This window comes from Actinospica durhamensis (genome assembly GCF_018139695.1).
In the GTDB taxonomy this organism is placed as follows: domain Bacteria; phylum Actinomycetota; class Actinomycetes; order Streptomycetales; family Catenulisporaceae; genus Actinospica; species Actinospica durhamensis.
In genome coordinates this window covers 1-815 of record NZ_JAGSOG010000637.1, presented here as the reverse complement: position 1 = coordinate 815, position 815 = coordinate 1, and the positions used below count along the sequence as shown (strand labels likewise).

Annotated in this window: 1 protein-coding gene and 1 tRNA gene; one reads left to right on the top strand and one right to left on the bottom strand. The window is 64.5% G+C overall.

The genetic code is table 11. The annotated features are described in order from the left end of the window. On the top strand, nt 1-256 hold a 256-nt coding region (locus tag KDL01_RS41495), incomplete at its 5' end, for a hypothetical protein (RefSeq protein WP_212534206.1). Between the two features lie 361 nt (nt 257-617). Here KDL01_RS41495 and KDL01_RS41490 read toward each other — a convergent pair. Continuing rightward, nucleotides 618-690 (bottom strand) — tRNA-Glu (locus KDL01_RS41490). Nucleotides 691-815 lie beyond the last annotated feature (125 nt).

Below are 815 nucleotides of genomic sequence, written 5' to 3'. Positions count from 1 at the left end.
CCCCGAAACCACCCACCGCACGATCCTCACCGCCATCGCAGCCGCACTGCCCGTCCTGTGCTGGATCATCCTGATCGGCCACCCCCTGGCGGCAGCCCTAGGCTTCCTCGTCAGCACCGCCGTAACCGGCCAGATCCGCGACCAACACCAACGACACAAGGCCTCTGCGTCACAGCGCACATCCAGCGAACTCGAAGAACCACCCACCGCCAACGCCGACGACGCCGAACCAGCCCCGATTCCGCAGCCGAGTTAACGCCATAGTCAGCCAGGCTGACCACGTCGACCATCCATGCGGCCAACCCATAAGGCTCTTCGAAGGGCGCTTCGTCGTCGCCGACGATCTCTCGAAAGCGCCGAGTGAAGCCCGAGAAGTCGACATCTGCGATCGGGCCCTCGATACGAGCGCGCAGCGCACTCAGCGTGTCGCCGATCAGATCGGGAAACGCTTCAAGCGCGGATGCCGATGCTGGATTTTCCGTCCCACGAGGCTACGGGCACGCTCGCGATCAAACATGGAAGCCGACTTTAGACTGCATGCGTCCGGCCCAGCAGCGGGCTCTGAAAACACTTCAGGCCACCTCTTGCGAGGTGGCCTGACCTGTCTTCTTGCGAAGTAGCCCCGACGGGATTCGAACCCGCGCTACTGCCTTGAGAGGGCAGCGTGCTAGGCCGCTACACAACGGGGCCCTAGCGATCGGCTGCGGGGCGGACGGCCGGTTTGGTGCTTTCCGGCGGCTGACCCGCTTGCCAACGGGCTTAACTATAGGCGACGGGGAGGCGGTCGGCCAAATCGATAACGCGGAGGGGCGGGG